Source organism: Pseudomonas sp. S2_C03 (genome assembly GCF_054668405.1).
In genome coordinates this window covers 1,816,648-1,836,011 of record NZ_CP162766.1, presented here as the reverse complement: position 1 = coordinate 1,836,011, position 19,364 = coordinate 1,816,648, and the positions used below count along the sequence as shown (strand labels likewise).

The 19,364-nt window shown below is 62.1% G+C and carries 20 protein-coding genes; 12 read left to right on the top strand and 8 right to left on the bottom strand.

Annotation, left to right across the window (positions count from 1 at the left end):
- Positions 1-6 precede the first annotated feature (6 nt).
- A complete protein-coding gene (locus AB4N64_RS08370; RefSeq protein ID WP_460124055.1) occupies positions 7-513 on the top strand; it encodes a heme-degrading domain-containing protein in 507 nt (168 codons plus the stop codon).
- A gap of 54 nt (positions 514-567) precedes the next feature.
- Here the strand turns inward: AB4N64_RS08370 and AB4N64_RS08365 are convergent, their stop codons facing one another.
- Together AB4N64_RS08365 and AB4N64_RS08360 are read right to left on the bottom strand one after the other, a co-directional pair.
- Entirely contained in the window at positions 568-1,920 is a 1,353-nt protein-coding gene (locus AB4N64_RS08365; RefSeq protein WP_460124052.1) for an MFS transporter, read from the bottom strand.
- Positions 1,921-2,103: 183 nt separating this feature from the next.
- Positions 2,104-3,141, bottom strand: a complete 1,038-nt coding sequence (locus AB4N64_RS08360) for a LacI family DNA-binding transcriptional regulator (RefSeq protein ID WP_460124049.1) — start codon at positions 3,139-3,141, stop codon at positions 2,104-2,106.
- Positions 3,142-3,423: 282 nt separating this feature from the next.
- Here AB4N64_RS08360 and AB4N64_RS08355 point away from each other — a divergent pair, with 282 nt between their 5' ends.
- The 3 genes from AB4N64_RS08355 to AB4N64_RS08345 are packed head-to-tail and all read left to right on the top strand — an operon-like array spanning position 3,424 to position 8,060.
- Complete coding sequence (locus AB4N64_RS08355; protein WP_460124047.1) at positions 3,424-5,208, top strand: IlvD/Edd family dehydratase; 1,785 nt, start codon at positions 3,424-3,426, stop codon at positions 5,206-5,208.
- Between the two features lie 27 nt (positions 5,209-5,235).
- Entirely contained in the window at positions 5,236-6,453 is a 1,218-nt protein-coding gene (locus tag AB4N64_RS08350; protein WP_460124044.1) for a fumarylacetoacetate hydrolase family protein, read from the top strand.
- Between the two features lie 17 nt (positions 6,454-6,470).
- Positions 6,471-8,060, top strand: a complete 1,590-nt coding sequence (locus tag AB4N64_RS08345; protein WP_460124041.1) for an aldehyde dehydrogenase (NADP(+)) — start codon at positions 6,471-6,473, stop codon at positions 8,058-8,060.
- Positions 8,061-8,173: 113 nt separating this feature from the next.
- Here AB4N64_RS08345 and AB4N64_RS08340 read toward each other — a convergent pair whose 3' ends face one another.
- The 6 genes from AB4N64_RS08340 to AB4N64_RS08315 form a co-directional block, all read right to left on the bottom strand.
- Positions 8,174-10,015, bottom strand: coding sequence for a VWA domain-containing protein (locus AB4N64_RS08340; RefSeq protein WP_460124039.1), 1,842 nt, complete (start codon positions 10,013-10,015; stop codon positions 8,174-8,176).
- A gap of 76 nt (positions 10,016-10,091) precedes the next feature.
- Complete coding sequence (locus tag AB4N64_RS08335) at positions 10,092-11,519, bottom strand: cbb3-type cytochrome c oxidase subunit I (RefSeq protein WP_460124036.1); 1,428 nt, start codon at positions 11,517-11,519, stop codon at positions 10,092-10,094.
- Between the two features lie 3 nt (positions 11,520-11,522).
- Positions 11,523-11,963 carry a c-type cytochrome gene (locus AB4N64_RS08330; protein ID WP_460124034.1) on the bottom strand — a complete coding sequence of 147 codons (441 nt, stop codon included), beginning with the start codon at positions 11,961-11,963 and terminating at the stop codon, positions 11,523-11,525.
- 117 nt (positions 11,964-12,080) lie between these two features.
- On the bottom strand, positions 12,081-12,332 hold the full coding sequence (locus tag AB4N64_RS08325; RefSeq protein WP_460124031.1) for a cytochrome C oxidase subunit IV family protein: 252 nt from the start codon (positions 12,330-12,332) through the stop codon (positions 12,081-12,083).
- Positions 12,333-12,343: 11 nt separating this feature from the next.
- Positions 12,344-12,931 carry a cytochrome c oxidase subunit 3 gene (locus AB4N64_RS08320; protein ID WP_460124028.1) on the bottom strand — a complete coding sequence of 196 codons (588 nt, stop codon included), beginning with the start codon at positions 12,929-12,931 and terminating at the stop codon, positions 12,344-12,346.
- Positions 12,915-13,718 (bottom strand): AAA family ATPase, encoded by an 804-nt coding sequence (locus AB4N64_RS08315; protein WP_460124025.1) that lies wholly within the window; start codon positions 13,716-13,718, stop codon positions 12,915-12,917. Before AB4N64_RS08315 ends, AB4N64_RS08320 begins: the two co-directional genes overlap by 17 nt.
- Before the next feature lie 199 nt (positions 13,719-13,917).
- On the opposite strand from AB4N64_RS08315, the gene nirS reads away from it, so the two are divergent.
- The 8 genes from nirS to ahbB (AB4N64_RS08275) are packed head-to-tail and all read left to right on the top strand — an operon-like array spanning position 13,918 to position 19,341.
- Complete coding sequence (gene nirS, locus AB4N64_RS08310; protein WP_460124023.1) at positions 13,918-15,603, top strand: nitrite reductase; 1,686 nt, start codon at positions 13,918-13,920, stop codon at positions 15,601-15,603.
- Positions 15,604-15,627: 24 nt separating this feature from the next.
- The gene (locus tag AB4N64_RS08305) at positions 15,628-15,942 is read left to right on the top strand and encodes a c-type cytochrome (RefSeq protein WP_010466069.1); all 315 of its coding nucleotides are present in this window, start codon (positions 15,628-15,630) and stop codon (positions 15,940-15,942) included.
- Between the two features lie 17 nt (positions 15,943-15,959).
- Complete coding sequence (locus AB4N64_RS08300; RefSeq protein ID WP_460124020.1) at positions 15,960-16,286, top strand: c-type cytochrome; 327 nt, start codon at positions 15,960-15,962, stop codon at positions 16,284-16,286.
- A complete protein-coding gene (locus AB4N64_RS08295) occupies positions 16,283-17,461 on the top strand; it encodes a cytochrome D1 domain-containing protein (RefSeq protein WP_460124017.1) in 1,179 nt (392 codons plus the stop codon). Before AB4N64_RS08300 ends, AB4N64_RS08295 begins: the two co-directional genes overlap by 4 nt.
- 1 nt (position 17,462) lies before the next feature.
- Positions 17,463-17,933, top strand: coding sequence for an Lrp/AsnC family transcriptional regulator (locus AB4N64_RS08290; protein ID WP_010466075.1), 471 nt, complete (start codon positions 17,463-17,465; stop codon positions 17,931-17,933).
- The gene (ahbB, locus tag AB4N64_RS08285; protein ID WP_010466077.1) at positions 17,918-18,433 is read left to right on the top strand and encodes a siroheme decarboxylase subunit beta; all 516 of its coding nucleotides are present in this window, start codon (positions 17,918-17,920) and stop codon (positions 18,431-18,433) included. The genes AB4N64_RS08290 and ahbB (AB4N64_RS08285) overlap by 16 nt, the downstream gene beginning before the upstream one ends.
- Positions 18,426-18,869 carry an Lrp/AsnC family transcriptional regulator gene (locus AB4N64_RS08280; protein WP_010466079.1) on the top strand — a complete coding sequence of 148 codons (444 nt, stop codon included), beginning with the start codon at positions 18,426-18,428 and terminating at the stop codon, positions 18,867-18,869. Before ahbB (AB4N64_RS08285) ends, AB4N64_RS08280 begins: the two co-directional genes overlap by 8 nt.
- Positions 18,844-19,341, top strand: a complete 498-nt coding sequence (ahbB, locus tag AB4N64_RS08275) for a siroheme decarboxylase subunit beta (protein WP_010466081.1) — start codon at positions 18,844-18,846, stop codon at positions 19,339-19,341. Before AB4N64_RS08280 ends, ahbB (AB4N64_RS08275) begins: the two co-directional genes overlap by 26 nt.
- Positions 19,342-19,364: the final 23 nt, after the last annotated feature.

The window sequence follows — 19,364 nt, the reverse complement described above, 5'->3', positions numbered from 1 at the left end:
CTCGACATGGATCTTCAAGAAGACCTGGCAATATTGATTCGACAGGAGGAGGAACTTCAGTTCGAAGCCTTCGACGAAAGCACGGCCTGGCAACTCGGCTCGTTGCTGTACAACCGGGCCACTGCCCAGCGCTGGCCGCTACTGATCGATGTGAGGCGTTTTGACCGTGCGTTGTTTCTGGCCGCCACGCCCGGCATCACCGCCGATAACCACGACTGGGTGAGACGCAAAACCAACACGGTCCGCAGGTTTCTGTGCAGTTCCTACCGGATCGCTCACCAGTTGAAGCTGGAGGGCAAGAACATCACGGAGCGTTATCAGCTATCGCCCAGCGACTACGCCAACTTCGGCGGAGGGTTTCCGATCACGGTACGGGGCGCGGGGGTGATCGGCAGTGTGACGGTATCGGGTCTACCAGATCGCCAGGATCATCAGCTTGTCATTGACGCCTTGTGCACGTTGCTTGGCAAGCCCCCCGTTCCATTGACGCTCTCGCCACACCTGCCCGCCTGACCACCACGGCGCCAACCCCGTCCACGAAACGGGGTTGGCGCAGTGGACGGCCAATCAGCCCTTGCTGTCCTTGGCCAACATCGACTTGGGAATCAGCATGATCAGCACGCAGCTCACCAGCAGGCATCCACCCAGCACATAGGTGCCATTGTTGATGTCGCCCGTGAGTGTCTCGGCCATGGCGGTGATCATGGAGCCGGTGAACCCGGAGAGGTTACCGATGGCGTTGATCATGCCAATGCCCGCCGCCGCGGCTACGCCCGAGAGAACAGTACCCGGCAGGGTCCAGAAAATCGGCATCAGGCTCAGCAACCCAGAGGCAGCGACGCTCAGGAAGAAGATCGACACCGGCAGGTTATGGGCGAAGATGGCGCTGCAAATCAGGCCGATGCCGCCGATGAATGCCGGGATGGCCGCGTGGTATCGACGTTCACCGGTTTTGTTGGAGTGCCAGGCATTGAGGGTCATGGCCACGATGGCGGTGGCGTAAGGAATCGCCGTCAACAGACCGATGTGCAGGGTGTTGGAGATACCGGTCGACTTGATGATCGTCGGCATCCAGAACGCCAAGCCATAGAAGCCCGTGTTGAACGTCAGCAGGATCGCCACCAGCAACCATACGCGGCCGTTGAAGATCACATCACGAAGACTGGAAGCCTTGGTGGTGTTGTCGCGCTCGAGGTTGTTCTTGAGGACGTTTTTCTCCGCCGTCGTCAGCCACTTGGCGTTGTCGATCTTGTCCACCAGCAACGTCACGACGACCACGGCCATGATCAACGAAGGAATGCCTTCGATGATCAGCATCCACTGCCAGCCCGCCATGCCGTGCACGCCTTGCATGGACTGCATCAACCAACCGGACAGAATCCCGCCCAGGGTCAGGCTGATGGGCATCGCCATCAGGAAGCCTGCCATGACGCGGCTTTGACGGTGGGTGGGGAACCAGTAGTTGAGGTAGAGAATCACGCCCGGGAAGAAACCGGCTTCACAGATGCCGAGCAAAAAGCGCAGCACGTAGAACATGGTTTCCGATTCGATATGGAAGAACTTGGCCAGCGGCACCGTGAAGGCGACCGCCATGGAGACAATGCTCCAACTGATCATGATCCGGGCGATCCAGAGGCGCGCGCCGAAACGATGGAGAAACAGGTTGCTCGGCACTTCGAAGAGGAAATAACCCCAGAAGAAGATGCTCGCGCCCAAGGCGTAGACGGTGTTGCTGAATTGCAGGTCGTTGAGCATGTCCAGCTTGGCAAAGCCGATGTTGACCCGATCCAGGTATGCCGCCATGTAGCAAAACAGCAGGATCGGCAGGATACGCAGGATGACTTTTCGGTAGGTGCGGTCCTCGGAGGTAAGCGCCGCCGAGCCCTCTCCGTCGAGAGAGCGCTGAGATACTGATTCCATGTGTAAACCTCAAGGCATGTCGTCATGCCGATTGTTTTTGTTTTGGCTTGCGACCTTGAGTTCCTCGGACCGTCTGAGGCAATCCGGAGGGAGAAAAGGACTCTGCAAGATAGGCTGTTACCGGTAACATTTTTAATTTAACAACGAGTTTCCGAGCAAAGCAAGCAGGCCCGACTAAAAATTTCAGGTGCTTTCGCGGGCGAGGATCTTGAATTCGACCACTTCGGATTGTCTTGGTCGCGGCTGTCCGAGCCGCTGGGCGTTGGCACTGTTCGCCAGCAGTTCCCCGGCGCGGCGACCAATCCGGTAAGGGTCCACGGAGACCGTGGTGATGGTCGGCGTGCAATAACGCGACACCTCGAAATCACCGAAACCGGCGATGGCGACGTCGTCCGGCACACGCAGCCCCTGACGATGGCACTGCATGATGGCGCCGAACGCGGACAGGTCACTCACGCACATGACCGCGTCAGTGTCCGGCCACTTCTCCAGCAACCGTTTCACCGACTCACCACCGTGGCTCATGGTGATCGGCGACTCGCCATACTCCATCACCCTCGGCTCCCCTGCCCCCAGCGCCTGCACTGCCTGGAGGTAGCCCTGCTGTCGTTGCTGACCACGGTGGTCGAGCACGGACGCGCCGCCGATGTAGCCGATGCGCCGATAACCCTGCTGATACAGGTGCTCGTACAGCGCGGCGGCGGCGGCAACGTTGGAAAAGCCCACCGATTGCTCGATGGGGTCATCGGGAATGTCCCAGGTCTCAACGACAGGCACTTGCGCCTGGCGCAACAGCTTGCGGGTTTCATCCAGGTGCGCGCTGCCGGTCAACATCACACCGACGGGGCGATGGCGCAGCAGCGTGCGCACCAGCAACGCCTCTTGTTCCAGGTGGTAATCGGTGTCGCCCAGGAGCAGGCACAGGCCATGCCCGCTGACGGCGTCGTTGAGGCCGCGCACGGTATCGGCAAAGTTCGAACTCGCCAGTGACGGCACCAGGGCGACGATGAATTCCGAGCGCCCGGTGGACAAGGTCCCGGCGGAGGCATCAGGCAGGTAACCGAGGCTTTCGATGGCGTCCAGAACGAGCTTCTGCGTGCGCTCTGACACGTCTCGACCCGCCAGAACACGGGAGACCGTCATCTTCGATACACCGGCCAGTTTGGCAACGTCGGCCATGCGCGGCGGCGTGGTGGTTTTGCCTGAATCCTCGAAACTCATGAACGTCCTGTTTTCCTGAAAAAGACCGGGCAGCGCCTGAAAATCAACGCCGCCAACACGGATGCCGGCCGATTATACATGGGCGGTACTCACCCGACCTCTGCTGCTTGATACCGCATCGGCCACCCGGTCGAATATCGATATTGGGCCTTTACAAAATAAAAATGTTACCGGTAACATCAAGTCATTCGAACGCCGGCAGACGCTGTGCAACCCGTCAGTCTTGTCGCTTCTCGCGGTGGTTCGCTTTTCGTCGATCGACGCCTAACAAGAGATAAAAAAATGTCTGAAAACACTCCTCTGCCCCTTCGCAGCCAACAATGGTTTGACGATCCGAGCCACGCCGACATGACCGCGCTCTACGTGGAACGGTTCATGAACTACGGCATGACGCGCGAGGAGTTGCAATCAGGCCGCCCCATCATTGGCATCGCCCAGACCGGCAGCGACCTGGCGCCGTGCAACCGCCATCACCTGGAACTCTCGCAGCGAACCAAGGCAGGCATTCGTGATGCCGGTGGCATTCCGATGGAGTTCCCCGTGCATCCGATGGCCGAGCAGACACGACGCCCCACCGCGGCCCTGGATCGCAACCTGGCGTATCTGGGTCTGGTGGAAATCCTGCACGGCTTCCCGCTCGATGGCGTTGTGCTGACCACCGGCTGTGACAAGACCACCCCGGCCTGTCTCATGGCGGCGGCGACGGTCGATATTCCGGCAATCGTGTTGTCCGGCGGGCCGATGCTGGACGGCCACCACAAGGGCCAGTTGATCGGTTCGGGCACCGTGTTGTGGCATGCGCGCAATCTGCTGGCCAGTGGCGAGATCGATTACGAAGGCTTCATGGAGATGACCACGGCGGCCTCCCCTTCGATTGGTCACTGCAACACCATGGGCACGGCCCTGTCGATGAACGCGCTGGCCGAAGCCCTGGGCATGTCACTGCCCGGCTGCGCGAGCATTCCGGCGGCCTATCGTGAGCGCGGCCAGATGGCCTACGCCACGGGCCGCCGCATCGTCGACATGGTGCGCCAGGATATTCGTCCTTCGAGCATCATGACCCGCGAAGCGTTCGAGAACGCGATTGCCGTCGCTTCGGCGCTGGGCGCCTCGACCAACTGCCCGCCGCACCTGATCGCCATCGCGCGGCACACCGGCATCGATCTCAGCTTGCAGGATTGGCAACGCATCGGCGAAGACGTGCCGCTGCTGGTCAACTGCATGCCCGCCGGCAAATACCTCGGCGAGGGGTTCCACCGCGCTGGCGGCGTTCCGGCGGTGATGCACGAACTGAAAAACGCCGGTCGCCTGCACGAAGACTGCGCCACGGTCTCGGGTAAAACCATCGGCGAGATCGTCAGCCACAGCGCCGCGAGCGATAAAGACGTCATCCATTCGTTTGAAGACCCCTTGATCCAGCGGGCCGGGTTTATCGTATTGAGCGGTAACTTCTTCGACAGCGCCATCATGAAGATGTCGGTGGTCGGCGAAGCCTTCCGCAAGACGTATCTGTCCGAGCCTGGCGCGGAGAACAGTTTCGAAGCCCGCGCCATCGTGTTCGAAGGTCCGGAGGACTACCACGCGCGCATCAACGACCCGGCACTGGACATTGACGAGCGCTGCATCCTGGTCATTCGTGGCTGTGGCACCGTGGGTTACCCGGGCAGCGCCGAGGTGGTCAACATGGCCCCACCGGCCGAGCTGATCAAACGCGGTATCGACTCGCTGCCGTGCCTGGGTGACGGTCGCCAGAGCGGTACCTCCGCCAGTCCGTCGATCCTCAACATGTCGCCTGAAGCGGCGGTTGGCGGCGGGATCGGTTTGCTGGAAACCAACGACCGCCTGCGCATCGACCTCAATGCGCGTCGAGTGGACCTGTTGGTCGATGAAAGCGAAATGGCCCGTCGCCAGGCGGCCTTCAAACCCACCATCCCGGCCTCGCAGACACCCTGGCAGGAAATCTATCGCCAGCAGGTGGGCCAACTGTCAACGGGCGGTTGCCTGGAACCCGCGACCTTGCACTTGCGCGTCATCGCGCGCAGCGGCAATCCACGTCACTCCCATTGATCCGCCCTTTGCGCCGAGGTGTTTTCCATGTCTCAAACAATTGTTGCAACCGCATTATCGGACTTGAATGTGCACGCGCAGGATCTGGCCCAAGGCACCTGGATCAGCCGTGTGTGGATCCCCGGCGCCACGGCCGGCCCTGCGGTCGTGCTGCTCAAGGATCATCAGGTCTATGACATCAGTGCCCGGGTCGCGACCGTGTCGGCGTTGCTTGAACTCGATGAGCCCGTTGCCTACCTGCGCAGCCTGCCACTGGAGCAGGCGCTGATCAGCTTTGATGAGTTGCTGCGCAACAGCGACGCCGCCACCCGTGACGAAGCCCGACCGTGGCTACTGGCGCCCATCGACCTGCAAGCCGTCAAGGCCGCCGGGGTGACCTTTGCCACCAGCATGCTCGAGCGCGTGGTCGAAGAGCAGGCCAAGGGTGACCCGGCCAAGGCCGACAGCATTCGGGCAATATTGGTGGAAAGCATCGGCGCCGACCTGGGTGACATCGTGCCGGGCTCCGCCCAGGCCGCTGCCCTCAAGGAAGTGTTGATCAGCCAGGGCATGTGGTCGCAATACCTGGAAGTGGGCATCGGACCTGACGCCGAGATCTTCACCAAGGCGCAACCTCTGTCGGCAGTAGGCTACGGGTCGGACATCGGCATCCATCCCAAATCCAGCTGGAACAACCCTGAACCGGAAGTGGTATTGGCCGTCTCCAGCAAAGGCAGGATCCAGGGCGCTACGCTGGGCAATGACGTCAACCTGCGAGACTTCGAGGGCCGCAGCGCCCTGCTGTTGTCCAAGGCCAAGGACAACAACGCATCGACCTCCCTGGGCCCGTTTATCCGCCTGTTCGACGAAACCTTCGGCATCGACGACGTGCGCTCGGCGGAAGTCGCCCTGCGCGTCGTCGGCGAGGATGGTTTTGTCCTCGATGGCAGCAGCTCCATGAATCAGATCAGCCGCGATCCGACGGATCTGGTGGCTCAAACGCTCAATGAAAACCATCAATACCCCGATGGCTTCGTGCTGTTCCTCGGCACGCTGTTCGCCCCCAAGCAAGACCGGGATCTGCCCGGAGGTGGCTTCACCCACAAGCCGGGTGACGTGGTGGCCATCAGCAGTTCCAAGCTCGGCACACTGGTGAACCGGGTGACGACCAGCGATCGCGCGCCTGCATGGCAGATGGGTTATCGTGCCCTGCTCGACAATCTGCACAGTCGCGGGTTGATCGACGCCGCCATCCAGCCACGTTGACCCTTGGGAGCCTATCCATGAACGAACACAACGGACACAACTTCATCAACGGCCAGCGCAGCGCGGCGGGGCAAAATCGCCTGCAAAGCTTTGACGCCAGCACGGGTGAAGAACTGCCTGGCTTCTACATCGAAGCCACACAGGAAGAAGTCAACGCCGCCGCTCAGGCCGCCGCGGCGGCTTACCCGGCCTACCGCACGCAGCCTGCTGCCCGACGCGCCTTGTTTCTTGAAGCCATCGCCGATGAGCTCGATGCTCTGGGCGACGAGTTCATCACCACGGTGTGCCGCGAAACGGCGTTGCCGGCCGCGCGCATCCAGGGTGAGCGGGCTCGCACCAGCGGCCAGATGAGGCTGTTTGCCCAGGTGCTCAAGCGCGGGGATTTCTACGGGGCACGCATCGACCGCGCCCTGCCCGATCGCCAGCCCCTGCCACGCCCTGACTTGCGCCAATACCACATCGGGCTCGGCCCGGTGGCCGTATTCGGCGCCAGCAACTTTCCGCTCGCCTTCTCTACCGCCGGCGGCGATACCGCCGCAGCGCTCGCGGCCGGTTGCCCGGTGGTTTTCAAGGCGCACCCGGGTCACATGGCCACTGCTGAATGGGTCGCCCTGGCGATCATTCGCGCCGCCGAACGTACAGCCATGCCGGCGGGCGTTTTCAACATGATCTACGGTGGCACCGTCGGTGCCTGGCTGGTACAGCACCCGGCGATCAAGGCGGTCGGTTTCACCGGTTCGCTCAGGGGCGGTCGAGCGCTGTGCGACATGGCAGCGGCGCGGCCGGAACCGATTCCGGTTTTCGCCGAGATGTCGAGCGTCAACCCCGTGCTGGTATTGCCCGAGGCTTTGAAGGTCCGGGGCGCCGAAGTGGCTGCGCAGTTGAGCGCTTCGGTGGTTCAGGGTGCGGGGCAGTTCTGCACCAAACCCGGCATGGTCATCGGCATACGCTCACCCGAATTCGAGGCATTGCTGGACGACCTGGTCCAACAGGTCAATGCTCACCCTGCGCAAACCATGCTCAATGCCGGTGGGCTGTGCAATTACTCGGACGGCTTGACGCGCCTGCATGATCATCCGCAGATCCAGAACCTTGCGGGACGCCCACAGGAAGGCGGCCAGGCACATCCACAACTCTACGAAGCGGACGCCGCGCTGTTGATCGAGGGCAACGAACTGCTCCAGCACGAAGTGTTCGGCCCGGTCATCGTCGTCGTTGCGGTGAAGGATCGACAGCAACTGCAGCAGGCACTGCAAGGTTTGCAGGGCCAACTGACGGCCACCCTGATCGCCGAACCGGCGGATCTGGAGGTCTTCGGCGATCTGGTTCCGTTGCTGGAACTCAAGGCCGGTCGCCTCCTGCTGAATGGATACCCGACCGGTGTCGAAGTCTGCGACGCGATGGTCCATGGCGGCCCCTACCCGGCCACCTCGGATGCTCGCGGTACGTCCGTGGGCACGTTGTCGATCAATCGCTTCCTGCGCCCGATCTGCTTCCAGAACTACCCGGATAGCCTGCTCCCCGACCCGCTGAAGAATGCCAATCCACTGGGCATCCTGCGTCTGGTGGATGGCGTGAGCACCCGGGATCGCCTGGCCGACCATTAAGTGAATGGCGCCCCTGGTCAGGCGATGGCGCGTGGCTCAGGGGCGTGTTTTGTAAGATCGCTCATCAAGGCGCGGCCTTGTCTTCATTCAGGCGGGGCTCCACCCGCCCATGCCTACCGTTGTGTCAACTGCCGATACAACTGCGGCAACCGCAGCGGCAGTTGCTCGGGCTGGCGGATCAGAGTGTAGCCATTGGCGCCGAACATGTAGGGCAGGTATTCCTCGGCCTCGCGATCGATGGTGATGCAGAACGGGATCAGGCCCTGGCGCCGTGCTTCCATGACCGCCTCGCGGGTGTCTTCCACGCCGTAGCGTCCTTCGTACAGGTCCAGGTCGTTGGGTTTTCCATCGGTGACCAGCAACAACAACTTGCTGCGTCGCTTGCTCTGCCCCAACAGGTGGGTGGCGTGACGAATGGCGGCGCCCATGCGCGTGTAATAACCGGGTTTAAGGCCCTGGATCCGCCCACGGGTGTTGTCATCGTAACGTTGGCCGAACGACTTCAACTCCTGCATGCGTACCTGCTGTCGGCGTAATGACGAAAACCCATACAAGGCAAAATCATCACCCAACCCCGACAGGGTTTCGCCGAACAACAGCAAACTGTCGCGCACCACATCAATCACCCGATGCTCATTGTTCAAATGCGCATCGGTGGACATCGACAGATCCGCCAGCAACAGGCAAGCCAGATCCCGCCGTGTTCGCCGTTGCTCCATGAACAGTCCTCGCTCGGCGCTCTGCCCATGCGCGCGCTCGACGTGAAAATCCAGCCATGCTTGCATGTCGAGCTCCGAACCTTGCGCCTGCTGGCGCAACCACTGCCGATCATTGCGCAGGTGCTCGAACTGGCGCCGCAGACGATGGGCCGAAGCCTTGAGCCGTTGCGGCAGCGGCAGTGCCTCACAGTCACGAGGCACCATCATTTGCAGGTTGACGAAGCTGTCCTGCATTTGCTGCTTGCGGTAGTCCCATTCCGGCAACTTGATGCCCTCGCCCAGCGGCATATCGTCAACGTCGGCGGGTGGCAAATCCAGGTGCAGCTTGAGACCGCCGCCCTTGCGCAGACGTGTGCGCGACAGGGTCAATTCATCCAGATCGTCAGCCACCTTGGAGGCGTCCTCGTCTTCGCTGTCGTCCTCCCAGCGATCCAGGTCGACGTGTTCACTCCAGCTGAACAGGTTCTCAAGGCGCACCACCAGGAAACCGCCATCGCGGGTGCTGTCGTCGATGCGTTGGGCGCGCTTGCGCCCGCTCTTCTGTTCGCCGGGTGCGGTGGTCAATGATTCTTCGGATTCCTCACCCAGGTCGGCCTTCTGCGGCGTCGACAGGTTTTGCGGCGGATACAGCCACAGCGGCAGCGGCCAGGCCGCCCGTTCGCTGCGCGGGAAATGCTCGACACTGCCAGGCTCACGCAGCGCCTGACACAACGCCCGCTCCAGCGCCGCCTCACTGCGACTCAATGAGCCAGGATCGGGGCGCAGTTGCAGGTGCGCGTCCACCAGGCGCTTGTAGCGGGCGCGCAACGCCGGGAAGCGTTGCAACAACTGCTGGGTCCAGCGCTGATTATCCCGCCCCCAGTGCCGCATCGGCCCGGCCTGCGCGGCCAGCAACGCGAGCCAGCGGTACAGTTCCTGGTTCAGGGAGACTTCGGGAAACACCGCCAGGCTCGGCGGCAGACGCAGCGTGGTGTCGTCACACCAGGCCAATGGCACTTGCTTGCAGGTGCCGGCGATCTGCTGCAACACATTACGCCGCAGCAGCAGGTCACGTTCGCTGGCCGCTTCCACACCGATGCCGCTGGCGCCGCCCATGGCACGGAACAACAACGCCAACGGACGTTGCTGGCTGATCAGCTCAACCCGCGCATCGGGAAAATCAGGGCTGGCGCGACGGGTGATGAAACGGTGCCAGACACTGCCGACCCACTCTTCCAGTTCGACGGTAAAGGCCATTGAATTCGCCCTTTCTGAAACCAAAAAACGGCCCGCTGTACCAGCCGGGCCGACCTTTTCTAGCCGTTACTTGCACTCATGAAGGGACTACCGGTGCGGGAGCCCGCAACGCGGCGCGACCACGCTGGCGGAAGCTGCACAGGTAGCAGACCAAGCCGCCGAGAAACGCCACACCCGAAGCCAGGCGAGCCCAGAACAGCACTTGAAGGTGATCGACCGTGGCCATGAACGGCATGGCCAGGCCATCAGCCTGCCAGCGTTGCAGGTAGACCTGCACGGCACCCGCGGCGGTGAGGAACAGCGTAATCGCCACCATCGACAGGGTCATCAGCCAGAAGCCCCAGACTTCGAGGGTCTGCGAACGCTCATCTGCCGCTTCACCCAAGCCGCGCAAGCGTGGCATGGCGTAGCTGATCAGGGTCATGACGATCATGGCGTAGGCGCCGTAGAAGGCCAGGTGACCGTGGGCCGCCGTCAATTGCGTACCGTGAGTGTAGTAGTTGACCGGTGCCAGGGTGTGCAGGAACCCCCAGACGCCCGCCCCGAAGAACGCGGTGACGGTGGTGCCCTTGGCCCACAGGGTAGCCGCACGGTTAGGGTGCTGCCGACGACGTTTTTTCACCATGCTGAAGGCGAACATCACCATGGCCAGGAACGGCAGCGGTTCCATGGCGGAGAAGATCGAGCCCACCCACAGCCAGACCTCGGGGGCACCAATCCAGAAGAAGTGGTGACCGGTACCGATGATCCCGGTAATCAGCGCCATGGCGATGATCACGTAAAGCCATTTCTCCACGACTTCGCGGTCGACACCGGTGATCTTGATCAGGACGAAGGCCAGCATCGAACCCATGATCAGTTCCCAGACGCCTTCCACCCACAGATGCACCACCCACCACCAGTAGAACTTGTCACGGGCCAGGTTATCGGGGTTGTAGAAGGAGAACAGGAAGAACACCGCAAGGCCAATCAACCCGGTCATCATCACCATGCTGACGGTGGTCTTGCGACCTTTGAGCAGGGTCATGCCGATGTTGTAGAGAAAGCCCAGGCAGACGACCACAATGCCCATCTTGGTGATGGTCGGCTGCTCCAGGAACTCACGCCCCATGGTCGGCAGCAACTCGTTGTGCGTCAGTTTGGCGAGGCCAGCGTACGGCACCAGCAGGTAACCGAGGATGGTCAGCACACCCGCTGCGGCGAACACCCAGAACAGCAGGATCGCCAGTTTCGGACTGTGCAGCTCGCGGTCCGCCTCCTCGGGAATCAGGTAGTAGGCCGCGCCCATGAAGCCAAACAGCAGCCACACGATCAGCAGGTTGGTGTGAACCATCCGCGCCACGTTGAACGGAATGACCGGGAACAGGAAGTCGCCGATCACGTATTGCAAGCCCATGATCAAACCGAACAGCACCTGGCCGAGGAACAGCATCAGGGCGAACACAAAGTACGGCTTGGCCACGGCTTGCGAGGCGAATTTCAGATGCGGATTAGAAATACTCATCTCTCAACCCTCCTTGTTTGGCGGCCAGTTGTTGGTATTGATCTTCGAGCTCCACTTGAGGAACTCGGAGAGGTCGTTGACCTCCTGCTCCTTGAGGTGGAACTGAGGCATCGCCCGCCGACCGGGTACGCCCAACGGCTGCATTTTCATCCACGCCTGCAGGAACGGCTTGAAGCCTTCCTCGCCGCCGCGACGCTGGAACACGTTGCCCAGCTCAGGCGCGAAGTAAGCGCCCTCGCCCAGCAGCGTATGGCAGCCGATGCAGTTGTTTTGCTCCCAGACTGTCTTGCCGCGTATCACCGACTCGGTTAACTGCTCGACGTTACTGCGCTCCGGAAAGGTCTGTTCTGTGTGGTAGGTCAAGGCCAGGAATATCAGGAAGAAGAACACGCTTCCCCCGAAGTAGATATTCCTGGCCATGCCCTTGGTGAAGGTCTCTGACATGGTCGCTTCCTCATTGCTTGGCGAGTCCATGATAGGAACCGAGGGGCTTAAAACCGCTTGATGGCAATCAAGAAAAGCAGATGGATTAAGGCAGCTGCAAGTTTCAAGCTGGAAGCCTCAAGCTAAAAGCGTCAGCGCGATGAGTGCGGCCAGAATTAGGGCCCAGGCGAGCATCAGGCGGCGCCACAGGCGTGGGGCGCGGCGCAGCTCCATGAAGCCTTCGGTGATCAGCCAGGCCTTGGCCACCGCAACCAGCAGGATGGTGATCGACAACCACGCGGTGGCGCCGGAATGTGCGAGCACGACCGTGCACACGCTTAATGTCGCCAGCGCAGCCCAGCACATCCACAGCAATCGGGAAGCCGACATAAGCCCTCGCCTCAGTTCAGTACGTAGACCAGCGGAAACAACACCACCCAGATCAGGTCGACCATGTGCCAATACAGCACGCCGGATTCGAAACCACCGCGATTGTCGGCGCTGTACAGGCCACGGCGGCAGCGCAGGGCCAACCAGGCAAGGATGAACATGCCCAGCAGCACGTGGACGAAATGAAATCCCGTGAGGATCCAGTACAGGGTGAAAAACGTGTTGTGCTCCATGCCCAGCCCGTTGGCCAGAAGGTGCCGGTACTCGGTGAGTTTCAACACCACATACACACTGGCAGCGAGCAGCGCCGCCAGCAGCAGGAGCGCACCTCGACGCGGCTGCGAGTGACGTACCTGCTCCTGGGCCAGCGCGGCGAACAACCCTGCCGTGAGCAGGCTGAGAGTCATCGCCAGGCCGGTGGAGGTGTCGAGCAAGGCGCGGCTGTCGGCGAACAATTGCGGCTTGATCGCCTGGGTCACGGCGAACGCCAGGATAAGCAGCGCGAACACCGACAGCTCGGCGAGGATGAAAAACCACATCGCCAGATCGCCCGGCAAGTGGCCGGGCGATACGCGAGAAGCGTCAGCCGAAATGGACATCGACCACGCCCATCAGCGCCGCGACGGTCAGCGGATCATCGCTCAAGGGCTCGGCCAGGCAGGCCATGCACGCCTCGCGCGGGCTCATGCCGGAGCGGATCATGCGTGCAGTGAAAATCAGCAGCCGGGTCGAGGCCACTTCTTCCAGGTCATGCTGATCGAGCCGGCGCAGCGCCTGTCCCAACTTCACCACCTGCGCCGCCAACGCGCTGTCCACCTGCGCCTCGCGAGCGACGATGCGCTCTTCCTCGGCCACCGGCGGGTAATCGAAACGCATCGCCACAAAGCGCTGGCGGGTACTGGGTTTCATGCCCTTGAGCAGGTTCTGGTAACCCGGGTTGTAGGACACCACCAGCATGAACGACGGCGGTGCCTTCAGCACTTCGCCGGTGCGGTCCAGGAACAGTTCGCGACGGTCATCGGCCAGCGGGTGCAACACCACCGCCGTGTCCTGCCGCGCCTCGACCACTTCGTCCAGGTAGCAGATGCCGCCTTCGCGCACCGCGCGGGTCAGCGGGCCGTCCTGCCACCAGGTCCCCTGGGCGCCAATCAGGTGCCGACCGATCAGGTCAGCGGCACTCAAATCGTCATGACAGGCCACCGTGTACAGCGGCAGGTTCAAGCGGTGCGCCATGTGCTGGACGAAGCGCGTCTTGCCGCAACCGGTCGGGCCTTTGATCAGCACCGGCATGCCGTGATGCCAGGCCTGTTCGAACAGCACCTGCTCGTTATTGAGGGGCTGGTAGAAGGGTTCGAGGTTGATGTCGCGTGAGTGGCTGAGGTCCATGAAGCACCTGAATTAACAGCGGATTTGGGTCACACGCTACGAGCCCCTGCGACAACTTGGCAAGCGCCATGGCCGGCAAACTTGATCACCGTCAAGCAGCCTTTACCGCGCTCCGGCATAGCCTTGCAGCGCACTAAGAACCTGCGTCCTGTGCTGTCGTCTGGGCACATAGAAGAGGTCCAGCCTGAGGAGAAATGGAATGCTGATCAGTAATAGAAAAACGTTAGCTGTGACTGCCGCCACACTGTTTTCAACACTTGCCATGAGTCACGCCGTCGGGGCCGGCGAGGCAGCCCCCGCACCCGTCAAGGCGGCCATGGTGACCAGCGCCGGGGCGCCGGACATGAGCCAGGCCGAGTTCGACTCGTCCAAGGAAATCTACTTCCAGCGCTGCGCCGGTTGCCACGGCGTACTGCGCAAGGGTGCTACCGGTAAACCGCTGACACCGGACATCACCACATCCCGTGGCCAGGCCTACCTGGAAGCCCTGATCACTTACGGCTCGCCCGCAGGCATGCCGAACTGGGGCACCTCCAATGCACTGACCAAGGAGCAGATCACCTCCATGGCCAAGTTCGTCCAGCACACGCCGCCTACCCCGCCGGAATGGGGCATGGCCGAGACGCTGAAAACCTGGAAAGTCCTGGTCAAGCCTGAGGATCGTCCGAAGAAACAGCTGAGTAAACTCAACCTGCCGAACCTGTTCTCGGTGACCCTGCGCGATGACGGCAAGATCGCCCTGATCGACGGCGACACCAAGAAAATCGTCAAGCTGATCGAGACCGGTTACGCGGTGCACATCTCGCGGATTTCCGCTTCCGGTCGCTACCTGCTGGTGATCGGCCGCGATGCCCGCATCGACATGATCGACCTGTGGCCGGCCGAGCCCACCAAGGTGGCCGAAGTCAAGGTCGGTATCGAAGCACGCTCGGTGGAGACCTCCAAGTTCAAGGGCTACGAGGACAAATACACCATTGCCGGTTCCTACTGGCCGCCACAGTTCACCATCATGGACGGCGAAACCCTGGAGCCGAAACAGATCGTTTCGACTCGCGGCATGACCGTCGACAAGCAGGAATACCACCCCGAACCTCGGGTCGCAGCGATCATCGCCTCCCACGAATGGCCTGAGTTCATCGTTAACGTCAAGGAAACCGGCAAGGTCATGCTGGTCAATTACGAAGACATCAAGAACCTCAACATCACCTACATCGACGCCGCGCCGTTCCTGCATGACGGCGGTTGGGACAGCTCGCACCGCTACTTCATGACCGCTGCGAACAACTCCAACAAGGTGGCCGTGATCGACTCCAAGGATCGCAAGCTGACCTCCCTGGTGGACGTGGGCAAGATCCCGCACCCGGGTCGTGGCGCCAACTTCAATCACCCCACCTACGGACCGGTCTGGGCCACCAGCCACCTGGGTGACGAAGGCATTTCGCTGATCGGCACCGACCCGGCCAAACACCCGCAATACGCCTGGAAACAAGTGGCCTCGCTCAAGGGCCAGGGCGGTGGTTCGCTGTTTATCAAGACCCACCCCAACTCCCGTCACCTGTATGTCGACACCACCCTCAACCCGGACGCCAAGATCAGCCAGTCCGTGGCGGTGTTCAACATCGACAAGCTCGACGCCGGCTACACCGTGCTGCCCATCGCCGAATACGCAGGCATCAAGGAAGGCGCCATGCGCGTCGTGCAACCGGAATACAACAAGGCTGGCGACGAGGTCTGGTTCTCCGTGTGGAGTGGTCAGTCGGATGAATCCGCACTGGTCGTGATCGACGACAAAACGCTGAAGCTCAAAACAGTGATCAAGGACAAGCGCCTCATCACGCCAACTGGCAAATTCAACGTTTACAACACCCAACACGACATCTATTGAGCTTCATCAATACAAGGAAACACCATGAAAAATACATTGTTTTCACTGCTCGCCCTGACTGCCGCACTCAGCGTGCAACCGGTCATGGCCGAAGACGGACCGACACTGTTCAAGGCCAAACCGTGCGCAGCCTGCCACTCGATCGATGCCAAGCTGGTCGGTCCGGCACTCAAGGATGTGGCGAAGAAAAACGCTGGAGTCGCCGGCGCCGCCGACACCCTGGCCAGCCACATCAAGAACGGCACCCAGGGTAACTGGGGGGCCATGCCGATGCCGGCCAACCCGGTGACGGATGAAGAAGCCAAGATCCTGGCGAACTGGGTACTGAGCCTCAAATAACCAACAAGGAGGGCGTCATGAGCATCTACCGACACATCGTCGTCCTGGCGGCCCTCCTCCTCTTTTGCGCAACCTCGGTTGCGTCGCCTGACGCCCAGCGTCAGGCGAAACTCGAACACCTGCTGGTCCAGGATTGCGGCGCCTGCCATGGCCTGCACATGACCGGCGGGCTTGGGCCCGAGCTGACTCGCACAGCCCTGGCCGGCAAATCCAGGGACAGCCTGATTGCCACCGTCACCCACGGCCGGCCTGGCACCGCCATGCCTGGCTGGGCCCCGTTGCTCGGCCCCGATGACATCGGCTGGCTGGTCGACCTTCTTCTGCAGGGATACCCCGCACCATGATCCGCTCCACTGTGCTTGCAGCCGCCATCGGCGTGTTGCTGTCCGGCTGCACCCAAACACCGTTGCGTGGCACCGGCGATCTCGGTGTGGTGGTCGAGCGCGCCACCGGCAGCGTGCAGATTATCGAAAGCGACACTCGCACCGCGCTCTCCCGAATCGAGGGCCTGGGCGACCTGTCCCATGCATCGGTGGTGTACTCGCGTGACCAGCGCTATGCCTACGTGTTCGGTCGCGATGGCGGGTTGAGCAAGATCGACCTCTTGACCCAACGCATCGACCATCGCGTGATCCAGGGCGGCAACGCCATCGGCGGTGCCATCAGCCAGGACGGCAAATTGATCGCCGTGTCCAACTACGTGCCCGGCGGGGTCAAGGTGTTCGATGCACGCACCCTGGAGCAAGTGGCCGACATCCCCGCCACACCGTTGGCCGACGGCAGCAAGCGCTCGCGCACAGTCGGCCTGGTGGACGCCCCCGGTCAGCGTTTCGTGTTCAGCCTGTTCGATACCGGCGAGATCTGGGTCGCCGACTTCAGCCAGGGCAACACACCTGAAATCACCCGTTACCCCGGCATCGGCCAACAACCCTATGACGCGCTGATCACGCCGGACGGTCGCTACTACATGGCCGGCCTGTTCGGAGAAGACGGCATGGCCCAGCTCGACCTCTGGCACCCCGAACGCGGCGTGAAACGCGTGCTTGGCGACTACGGACGCGGACAGGAAAAACTGCCGGTGTACAAGATGCCCCACCTGGAAGGCTGGGCCGTTGCCGACAACCAGGCATTCGTGCCGGCAGTCGGTCGGCATCAAGTGCTGGTGATGGACGCCCGCACCTGGAAACAGACCGCCGCGATTCCCGTGGCCGGCCAACCGGTGTTCGTCACCTCGCGCCCGGACGGACGTCAACTGTGGGTCAACTTCGCCTACCCCGACAACGACAAGGTCCAGGTGATCGACACCGAAACCCACCAGGTGGTCGCCGACCTGCGTCCTGGACCGGGGGTACTGCACATGGAATTCACCTCGCGCGGCGACCAGTTGTGGTTGTCCGTGCGTGACGGCGACGAGGTACAGGTCTGGGACCCTTACAGCCTCAAGCCACTGAGCACCCTCCCCGCCACTGCGCCGAGCGGCATTTTCTTCAGCAGCCGCGCACAAAAAATGGGTTATTGAAATGGACCTCGACCTGCTCAGCCGCCAACTGATCGATCGCTATCAGCACGGGATGCCGTTGTGCGCCGAACCCTACCGGGAGATGGCCCAGGTGCTCGGTTGCACCGAAGCGCAGGTGATGGCTTGCCTGCAACGCCTGGAACTGGCCGGCGCCCTGTCGCGCATCGGCCCGGTGTTCGAACACAGTCGCGCCGGTGCCAGCACCCTCGCGGCCCTCGCCGTGCCCACCGAACGCCTGCACCAGGTGGCCGAGCGCGTCAGTCAGTATCCGGAGGTCAATCACAATTACGCGCGCGAGCATCACTACAACCTGTGGTTCGTGTTGACCGGCCCCGACCGCCAGCACATCGAGCGCGTACTCGAAGAACTGGAGCACGACACCGGCCTTGCCCCGCTGGACCTGCCCATGCTCACGGCCTACCGCATCGACCTCGGATTCGCCCTGGGAGACAGCCCATGCAAAGCAGTTTGAACCCCAGACAGGCCACGGCCCTGCGACGGCATCTGGAAGGCGGCCTGCCCCGCGTCTCGCGGCCTTATCAGGAGCTCGCCGAACGGATCGACGCCGACGAACACCAGGTGCTCGGGCAAATGCGCGAGTGGCATGAGCAGGGGTTGTTCCGCCGGATCGGCCTGGTGCTCAACCATCGCGCCCTGGGGTTCACCGCCAACGCCATGCTGGTGCTCGATGTGCCCGACGCCTTGATCGACGAAGTCGGCAAGCGCTTGGGGCAAGCGCCTGACGTCAGCCTCTGCTATCAACGTCCGCGACGCCTGCCGCAATGGCGCTACAACCTGTTCTGCATGGTCCACGGCCGCCAACGTGATCGGGTCGAGGCGCACATCAAGGCGTTGCTGGCCGAGCATCTGCTGAGTGACCTGCCCCATCAACTGTTGTTCAGCACTCACGCCTTCAAGCAATGCGGCGGGCGTTTTGCCCCGTCGACACCGCGAGCCTGCGCCCATGGATGACCTCGACCGTCGATTGATCAATCGCCTGCAACTGGGCCTGCCCCTGGTACGCCATCCCTGGAAAGTGCTGGCCGCCGAACTGGACAGTAGCGACATCGAACTGCTGGACCGCCTGCACCTGCTGCTCGAAGACGGCGTGCTCACCCGCTTCGGCCCGATGTTCGACATCGAGCGACTGGGCGGTGCCTTCACCCTGGCCGCGCTGGCGGTGCCCGAAGAGTGTTTCGACGACGTGGCGGCGCAACTCCATGCCCTGCCGGAAGTGGCGCACAACTATCGCCGCGAACACGAGTGGAACATGTGGTTCGTCCTCGGCTGCGCCACCGAACAACGCCTGAACGACACCCTGCAGCACATCGAGACACTGACCGGCCTGCCCTTGCTCAACCTGCCCAAAGAGGAGACTTACCATGTCGGTCTGTATTTCCCGGTCTGAGAACACCCTCGCACAGCGCCTGATCGAATTGACCCAGGCCGGCCTGCCGCTGGTCGAGGACCCCTGGGCCTGGCTTGCCGAGCAAATGGACCTGAGCGTCGAATCGACCCTGGACCTGCTCAAGCGCTTGCAGGCCGAGGGCGCCATTCGACGCATCGCCGCCGTGCCCAACCACTACCGACTGGGCTATCGCTTCAACGGCATGACCGTCTGGGACGTGCGCGACGCCGACATGCCGCGCCTCGGTGCGCTGATCGGCGCGCAGCCCTTCGTCAGCCACTGCTATCGCCGACCACGGCGCACCGACTGGCCCTACAACCTGTTTGCCATGGTGCATGGGCGCAGCAGCGAGGAAATCGACAGCTACCGCGAACACCTGCGCTACCTGCTGGGCGATGCCTGCGCCGCCGATGAGATGCTGGTCAGCAGCCGCATCCTGAAAAAAACCGGGCTGCGCCTGCCTTCAAACTGAACGCACGCCGACTCAAGGAGAGC